This window comes from Sandarakinorhabdus sp., from assembly GCF_031422795.1.
Taxonomy (GTDB): Bacteria; Pseudomonadota; Alphaproteobacteria; order Sphingomonadales; family Sphingomonadaceae; genus Sandarakinorhabdus.
This window is the reverse complement of record NZ_JANPML010000163.1, coordinates 1-6,833: the sequence shown is the minus strand read 5'-3', so window position 1 is coordinate 6,833 and position 6,833 is coordinate 1. Positions and strand designations below refer to the sequence as shown.

General features: G+C 65.5%; 8 protein-coding genes. 1 reads left to right on the top strand and 7 read right to left on the bottom strand.

The annotated features are described in order from the left end of the window. A partial coding sequence (locus RMO81_RS06015) for a P1 family peptidase (protein ID WP_310474874.1) occupies positions 1-579 on the bottom strand: 579 nt, incomplete at its 3' end. A 246-nt stretch (positions 580-825) separates the two neighbouring features. Here RMO81_RS06015 and RMO81_RS06010 point away from each other — a divergent pair. Continuing rightward, complete coding sequence (locus RMO81_RS06010; RefSeq protein WP_310474873.1) at positions 826-2,301, top strand: DEAD/DEAH box helicase; 1,476 nt, start codon at positions 826-828, stop codon at positions 2,299-2,301. Positions 2,302-2,377: 76 nt separating this feature from the next. Here the strand turns inward: RMO81_RS06010 and RMO81_RS06005 are convergent, their stop codons facing one another. From RMO81_RS06005 to RMO81_RS05980, 6 genes are all read right to left on the bottom strand, one after another. Beyond that, positions 2,378-2,836 carry a peptidylprolyl isomerase gene (locus tag RMO81_RS06005; RefSeq protein ID WP_310474872.1) on the bottom strand — a complete coding sequence of 153 codons (459 nt, stop codon included), beginning with the start codon at positions 2,834-2,836 and terminating at the stop codon, positions 2,378-2,380. 33 nt (positions 2,837-2,869) lie between these two features. Beyond that, positions 2,870-3,307 (bottom strand): thioesterase family protein, encoded by a 438-nt coding sequence (locus RMO81_RS06000; protein WP_310474871.1) that lies wholly within the window; start codon positions 3,305-3,307, stop codon positions 2,870-2,872. Next, complete coding sequence (locus tag RMO81_RS05995) at positions 3,304-4,626, bottom strand: cytochrome P450 (protein ID WP_310474870.1); 1,323 nt, start codon at positions 4,624-4,626, stop codon at positions 3,304-3,306. The genes RMO81_RS06000 and RMO81_RS05995 overlap by 4 nt, the downstream gene beginning before the upstream one ends. Then, positions 4,623-5,399 (bottom strand): enoyl-CoA hydratase, encoded by a 777-nt coding sequence (locus tag RMO81_RS05990; RefSeq protein WP_310474869.1) that lies wholly within the window; start codon positions 5,397-5,399, stop codon positions 4,623-4,625. The genes RMO81_RS05995 and RMO81_RS05990 overlap by 4 nt, the downstream gene beginning before the upstream one ends. Positions 5,400-5,485: 86 nt before the next feature. Beyond that, entirely contained in the window at positions 5,486-6,028 is a 543-nt protein-coding gene (locus RMO81_RS05985; RefSeq protein WP_310474868.1) for a Smr/MutS family protein, read from the bottom strand. After that, on the bottom strand, positions 6,028-6,833 hold an 806-nt coding region (locus tag RMO81_RS05980; RefSeq protein ID WP_310474866.1), incomplete at its 5' end, for a murein transglycosylase A. The genes RMO81_RS05985 and RMO81_RS05980, both read right to left, overlap by 1 nt.

The window sequence follows — 6,833 nt, the reverse complement described above, 5'->3', positions numbered from 1 at the left end:
GAAGCCGTTGCACACCATGCCGGTGCCGCCGCCCACATTGCCTTCCGCCACCGGGCCGGGCCGGGCATTGTCCAACGCGTCCAGCGTGTCCTGCACGGTCACATGCTGGCCCGGCATGTCGTTCAACTGGAAATCGGCCGTCTCGGCCACCAGCGGATACCAGAAACCGCCACTGCGATGATCGGCCAGCCATTTGAAGGCGGCATCGCGCACCACGCCCACGCTGCCGGTGCCGGTGATCAGGATCGGCGTTTCCAGCACGCCGCCTTCTTCCACCCAGTGCGTGCCGGTCATGTCGCCATTGCCGTTGCCGGCAAAGAATCCGGCGAACACGCCGCGCCCGTCGATGCGCCCGCGCGGGAAGATCGCCGTCACCCCGGTCCGCACCGGGCCTTTGCCGCGCACCCGCGCGCCCTCACCGGCAATCAGCGTCTTGAAGCCGACTTCGACGCCGGCAACATCGGTGATGGCATTCAGCGGCCCCGGCGTGCCATCAAACGGCACCCCCAGATCGCGGGCGCGCGGGCTGGCGGTGGCGCTGCTGGCCAGGATCACGGCTATCAGGATCAGATGCTTCATGATGGTTCCCCCGTTGCTGGCAAGGCTAGCCCGGCGCAGGAGCCGGTGCAAATTTGACTTTTCTGCCCATTGCGTCCAAAGGGCCCACAACTCGATGGGCGCGTGATCGGAGCAACCAGCTCCAAGGCCCCACCCCCCAAGCTTGCTTCCCTTATCACGCGGGTTGCCAGTCAACCCTGGGTCTTTTGGCCCTCTCGGTTGGCATGGTGCCACCTGAGCGACTGATATTGCTGGAACAACACAACCATGAATTTCTCTGATCTCGCGCTTGCGGAACCGTTGTCGCGCGCCATTGCCGAAAAGGGCTATGACACCCCCACTCCGATCCAGCAGGCGGCGATTCCGCCGGCGCTGGCTGGCAACGACGTGCTGGGCCTGGCCCAGACCGGCACCGGCAAGACGGCGGCCTTTGCGCTGCCGATCCTCAACCGCCTTGCTGCCAATCCCAAGCATCGCCTGAAGCTGACGACCCGGGTGCTGGTGCTTGCTCCCACCCGTGAACTGGCCGCGCAGATTGCTGCCAGCTTCACCGCCTATGGCCGCTATCTGAAGCTGTCGGTGGCCTGCGTGTTCGGCGGCGTGCCGATCGGCCGCCAGGAACGCGCGCTGTTTCCGGGTGTCGATGTGCTGGTGGCCACGCCGGGCCGTCTGCTCGATCTGGTGATGAAGGGCGCTTGCGACCTTGGCCATGTCGAAATGCTGGTGCTCGACGAATGCGATCAAATGCTCGATCTGGGATTTGTGCATGATCTCAAGCGCATCACCGGCCTGTTGCCCAAGCAGCGCCAGTCGATGCTGTTTTCCGCCACGCTGCCGCCGTCTATCGAGGAGATGGCGCAGCGTTATCTGAAGAGCCCCGTGAAAGTTGCCGTGCAGCCGGCTTCCACCACGGTCGAGCGCGTCGTGCAATCGGTGATCCACGTTTCCCAGACGGAAAAGCTGGCGCTGCTGGCCAATCTGCTGGTGACCGAGGACGTGGTGAGCACCATCGTGTTCACCCGCACAAAGCATGGTGCCGATCGCGTCGTGCGCCAGCTTTCGGCGCACAAGATCGTCGCCGAAGCCATCCACGGCAACCGCAGCCAGGCCCAGCGCACCCGTGCGCTTTCCGGTTTCCGCACCGGCGAAGTAAAGGTGCTGGTGGCCACCGATATCGCGGCCCGCGGCCTCGACATCCCGGCGGTCAGCCACATCTTCAACTACGAACTGCCCAACGTGCCGGAACAATATGTGCACCGCATCGGCCGCACAGCGCGCGCTGGACGCGAAGGCCGGGCGATTGCGCTGTGTGCGCCCGATGAACGCCCGTTCCTGAAGGATATCGAGCGCAATATCCGCATGCAGCTTGATGTGCAGGCGCTGCCGCCCAATTTCCGCGATCTGGTCGGCCTGACCGCCAAGCTGATCAAGGCCAGCCCGTCGGCCGCCGAGCCGCCGCGTGAAGAGCGTGATTCGGGCCGTGGCCGCGGCGGTGCCCGTCCGGGTCGCGATCCGCGCGCTGTGGTCCACGCCGATGGCCGGGGCCCGCGCCGGGAAGGTGCCCGTGACGGCGGCGGTGGCCGCGATGGTGGCCGTGATGCCGCCCGTGACGGTGCCCGCCGTGAAGGTGGCTTCGGCCGCCCCGAAGGTGCGCGCCCGCAAGGTGCGCGGCCGCAGGGCCGTCCCGGTGGCGGCTTCGGCGGCCAGCGTTCGGGCCAGCGGCGCTCGCCTGCCGGTCGCTGAGGCCTGAACGGCTGAACAGAAAAACCCCCGCCAGAGCGATCTGGCGGGGGTTTTCTTTTTGTCCAGCTGGTGTGGCTCAGGCCACCGTGGCCTTCACGATGCTGCCGGGGCTGCGCGGCGGTTCGCCCTTGGGCAGCGCGTCGACAAATTCCATGCCCGACGTCACTTCGCCCCACACCGTGTACTGGCGATCGAGGAAGCCGGCATCATCGAACACGATAAAAAACTGGCTGTTGGCGCTGTGCGGCGCGCTGGTGCGGGCCATCGAGCAGACGCCGCGCACGTGCTTCACATCGTTGAATTCGGCCTTCAGGTCGGGCAGGTCGGAACCGCCGGTGCCGGTGCCCTTGGGGCAGCCGCCCTGGGCCATGAAGCCGGGGATGACGCGGTGGAACTTGACGCCATCATAGAAACCCTGGCGCGCCAGCGTGGTGATCCGTTCGACATGGCCGGGGGCCACGTCGGAACGCAGCTTGATGACGACATCTCCGCCGCTATCGAGAGTAAGGGTCAGGGTGGTCGGCGCGTCGGCCATGGGAAGACTCCATTTGGGGGAAACGCCACCCCCCTAGCCGCGAAGTGCGTGCGCCTCAAGATGTTCCCGCAGCGCTTCCGGCAGTGGCGCCGAGCCTGCGTCGCGGAGCCGGTGGACCATCACACTGTCACATAGGGCGATGCAGCTGCCGTTCTGGAAAGCCGCCAAGGCAGCAGTGAAGCTGCTGCCGCCGATGCGGGCGATGCCAAGGCCGATGGTCATTGGATCGGGAAAATTGCCTTCTGCCAGATAATCGATGGCGACATGAGCAATCACAAAATACGATTGCGTTCCGCTGGCTGCCGGGTTCAGCGGCCCATCGCGGTTGTAGCGCACCCGAGCGTCTTCAAACAGGCGTGCAATGGCGACATTGTTGAGATGGCCGTTGACGTCCATATCGGCAAACCGGGTTTGCAGCGTGATCTGGTGGGGGTAGTGGGCAGGCATCTGCCGACGCGGATCGGCCTTCATCGCAGCCGATACCGGATCGGCAGCGCCTTCAAGCCGGACACAAAATTGGCCACGCTCAACTTTGGTTCGCCGGCCAATTCGATTTCGTCCAGCCTCGGCAGCAGTTCGGCGAACAGCGCACGGATTTCCATGCGCGCCAGATGCAGGCCAAGGCATTGGTGGACGCCGTTGCCAAATGCGGTCTGCGGGTTGCTGGCGCGATCAACTTTGAAGCTGAAGGCGTCGTCGAACACTGCCTCGTCGCGGTTGCCCGACCAGTAGAACAGCGCCACGCCGTCGCCGGCCTTGATGGTCTTGCCGCCCACAACGGTGTCTTGGGTGCAGGTGCGCATGAAATGCTTCACCGGCGTCACCCAGCGGATCATCTCTTCGACCGCTTGCGGAATCAGCGACGGATCGGCCTTCAGCTTGGCCAATTCGGCTGGGTTCTGCGACAGCGCCAGCAAACCGCCCGAAGCCGTGCTGCTGGTGGTGTCGTGGCCGGCGGTGACGGTGATGGCGTAATAGCTGATGGCTTCCAGCATCCCGATCGGTTCGTCGTCCACCAGGCCTTGCGCGATCACCGTGGCCAGATCGTCACGCGGATTGGCGCGCCGGTCGGCCATCACCTCGCCGAAATAGGCGAAGAACTGCTGCACCAGCGCAAAGATATCCACCTGCGGATTGCCGGTGGCTTCCGGGCCGCCCAGGCCTTGCGTCAGGATGCGGCTGCGCGCCACCACGTCCGGATCCTGCGGGCCAAAGATTTCCTGCGTCATCTGCAGCATCCGGCCTTCGTCCGCTTCCGGCAGACCCAGGATCATCATGATGACGCGCAGCGGGTACCAGAGCGCGACTTCGTTGACGAAATCGCATTGGCCGCCCAGCGCCGCCATATGATCGACATGCGCCTTGGCGATGGCAGCAATCTGCGGTTCCAGCTTTTTCAGATTCTGCGGCATGAACCAGGTGTGGGTAATGCGCCGCAGCTTCATGTGCAGCGGGTCATCAAGATCGACCAGCGTGCGGAACAGGTGGGTGTCACCTGTGGTGTTCTTCACCCACTCTTCGGCCTCTACGGGTGAGATATAGGTGCGCTCGCGGTTGATGAAACGGTCGTTGGCCTTGGAGATGGCGACGATGTCGGCATGGCGGGTGATCGACCAGAAGGGGCGGAAGCCCTTGGGCTGCGTCCAGTGCACCGGGTCTTGCGCGCGCAGTTTCGTATAGGCTTTGTGGATGCTTTCATCGGCATAGGCGGCCGGGTTGACCAGCATGTCGTCGATGGTGTCGCTGTTGAAACCGGGGAAGGGCCCAGAGGAGTTTTCTTGCGCTGTCATTGCTGGCGTCCTCTTTCCTGCACGGCACCGCGTGCGGCTTCGACCTCGGCGGCGGAAACCTGCGAATTGACAGCGGTCGACCGCTCGGCCTCCAGCGCCATCGCTGCGCCGAACGGCAGTTCATAGCCGTCGTTGATCAGCCGCTTGTAACCCCGCGAAAAGCCCGGCGCGATGGTCGCCATGTCGTGGGCGAGCCTGGTGGCGGCGGCCACGAGTTCCTCTGCCGGCACAACCCGGTTGAGCAGGCCCCAGCGTTCCGCCGTGGCGGCATCGAGGAAATTGCCGGATAGTGACAGTTCGCGGGCGCGATACGGCCCGATCAGGCGCGACAGTTTCTGCGAAAGCCCCCAGCCCGGCATAATGCCCACCCGCGCATGGGTATCGGCAAAGCGCGCATGCTCGCTGCCGATCAGCACGTCGCAGGCCAGCGCCACTTCAAAACCGCCGGTGATGGCGACGCCGTTGATGGCGCCGATCACCGGCTTGCCGGTCTGTTCGATGGCCTTCACCGGATTGTCGTCGGCGGTTTCGGCATTGGCAGCAGACAGTCCTTGTTGGCCCAGTTCCTTCAGGTCCAGCCCGGCGGTGAAGGCGCGGGTGCCGGCACCGGTGAGCACGATGGCGCGCACCCCATCGTCAGCCTCCAGTTCGCGGAAGGCACGGGCGAGTTCGCGGCGCAGCGCCTGGCTCAGGGCGTTCATCGCCTGCGGCCGATTCAGGGTGACAATGGCGACCGGGCCATCGCGGCTGACCAGAATGACGTCTTCAGACATGCAACACTCCCCTTTGGTGTCGTTTCTACGCCTTCACTGCCAGCGCGTTGCCTGCGATTGCCGATAGGGGGACTGTTTGGCCAGAGTCACTTCGCCCTGCGGAGGATGATGTAGAATGCGCCGCCGCCGCCATGGCGTGGATGGGCGGCGCGCAGAGAGGCAACTTGCGAGCGCAAATCCGGCCGCTCCAGCCAGTGCATCAACTCGGCGCGGATGCGGGCCGGGCGGTCGGGGCGGCCCTTGCCAGTGACGACGAGAATGACGCGGGTGCCGTCATTGGCCAATATGGCGGATGACAGTGTCGCATGGGCATCAACCACCGTGTGGCCGTGCAGATCGATCACCCGATCCGGGAACAGGCGGCCGCGGCTGATCTGCCGGTCCCACGTCCCGTCCAGCGGCGCGCCGAGCGGGTGCGGCTTGGCCACCTTGGGCGGCGGGACGGCGGGTTTGGCCAGAGCTGAGGTTGGGGCTGGCCGGGATGGCGGCTTGGCTTTCGGCGCTGCCGGAGCAGCAGGAACGGCAATGGCTGCAACCGGCATCTCGGGCGCGCGCTTGCCGGGCAGCGGCTTCACGCTGGCCGCCACCCGTGCCCACAAAGCCCGTTCGTGGGCGGAAAGGCGCCTCATCAGGGCGCGAGCCGCGCGGCGGCGGCCGCCGGGATCAGCAGGGTAAGGCGGGCTGGTGACGATTGTGCGCCAGCGATGGCGGCGGCCTCAGCGCCCGGGCCGAAGAACAGATCGATGCGGTTGGCCCCCTTGATGGCGCCGCCGGTATCCTGCGCCACCATCAGGCGCGTGAACGGGGTGGCCGGGCCGGTGAGCGTGGTTTCCACCAGCAGCGGCGCGCCCAGCGGAATGAAGGCCGGATCGGCGGCAACGCTGACATAGGGCGTGACCGCAACACCCATTGCGCCAACCGGGCCATCACCCTTCAGTTCCCGAAAGAAAATCTTCGACGGGTTGGCATTGAGCACGGCAGGCGCTTCGGCGGGGTTGGCGCGCAACCAGGCAATGATTTCCTTCATGCCGGCCTTGCCGCGCTCCAGCCGGCCCTGTTCGATCAGCAGCCGACCGATGGCGACATAATCGCGGCCGTTCTGGCCATCATAACCAATGCGGATGATGCGGCCATCGGGCAACCGGAGCCGGCCACTGCCCTGAATTTCCAGAAAAAACGCCTCGAAGGGATCGGCGGCCCAGGCCAGTTCCAGCTGCCGGCCAACCAATGCGCCGGCCGCAATCTGTTCCCGCGTGGCATAAGGCACCAGCCGTGTGCCCTGCACGCGGCCGCGCACGGTGCGGCCCTTCAGGCTGGCGGCAAATTCGCCCAGCGGCACATCGATCAGATCGGCCGGCCGGCGATAGAGCGGCACCTCAAATCCGGGCTGGCGGGTAAGGCCGGCGGCGATTTCCGGCTCGTAATAGCCGGTGG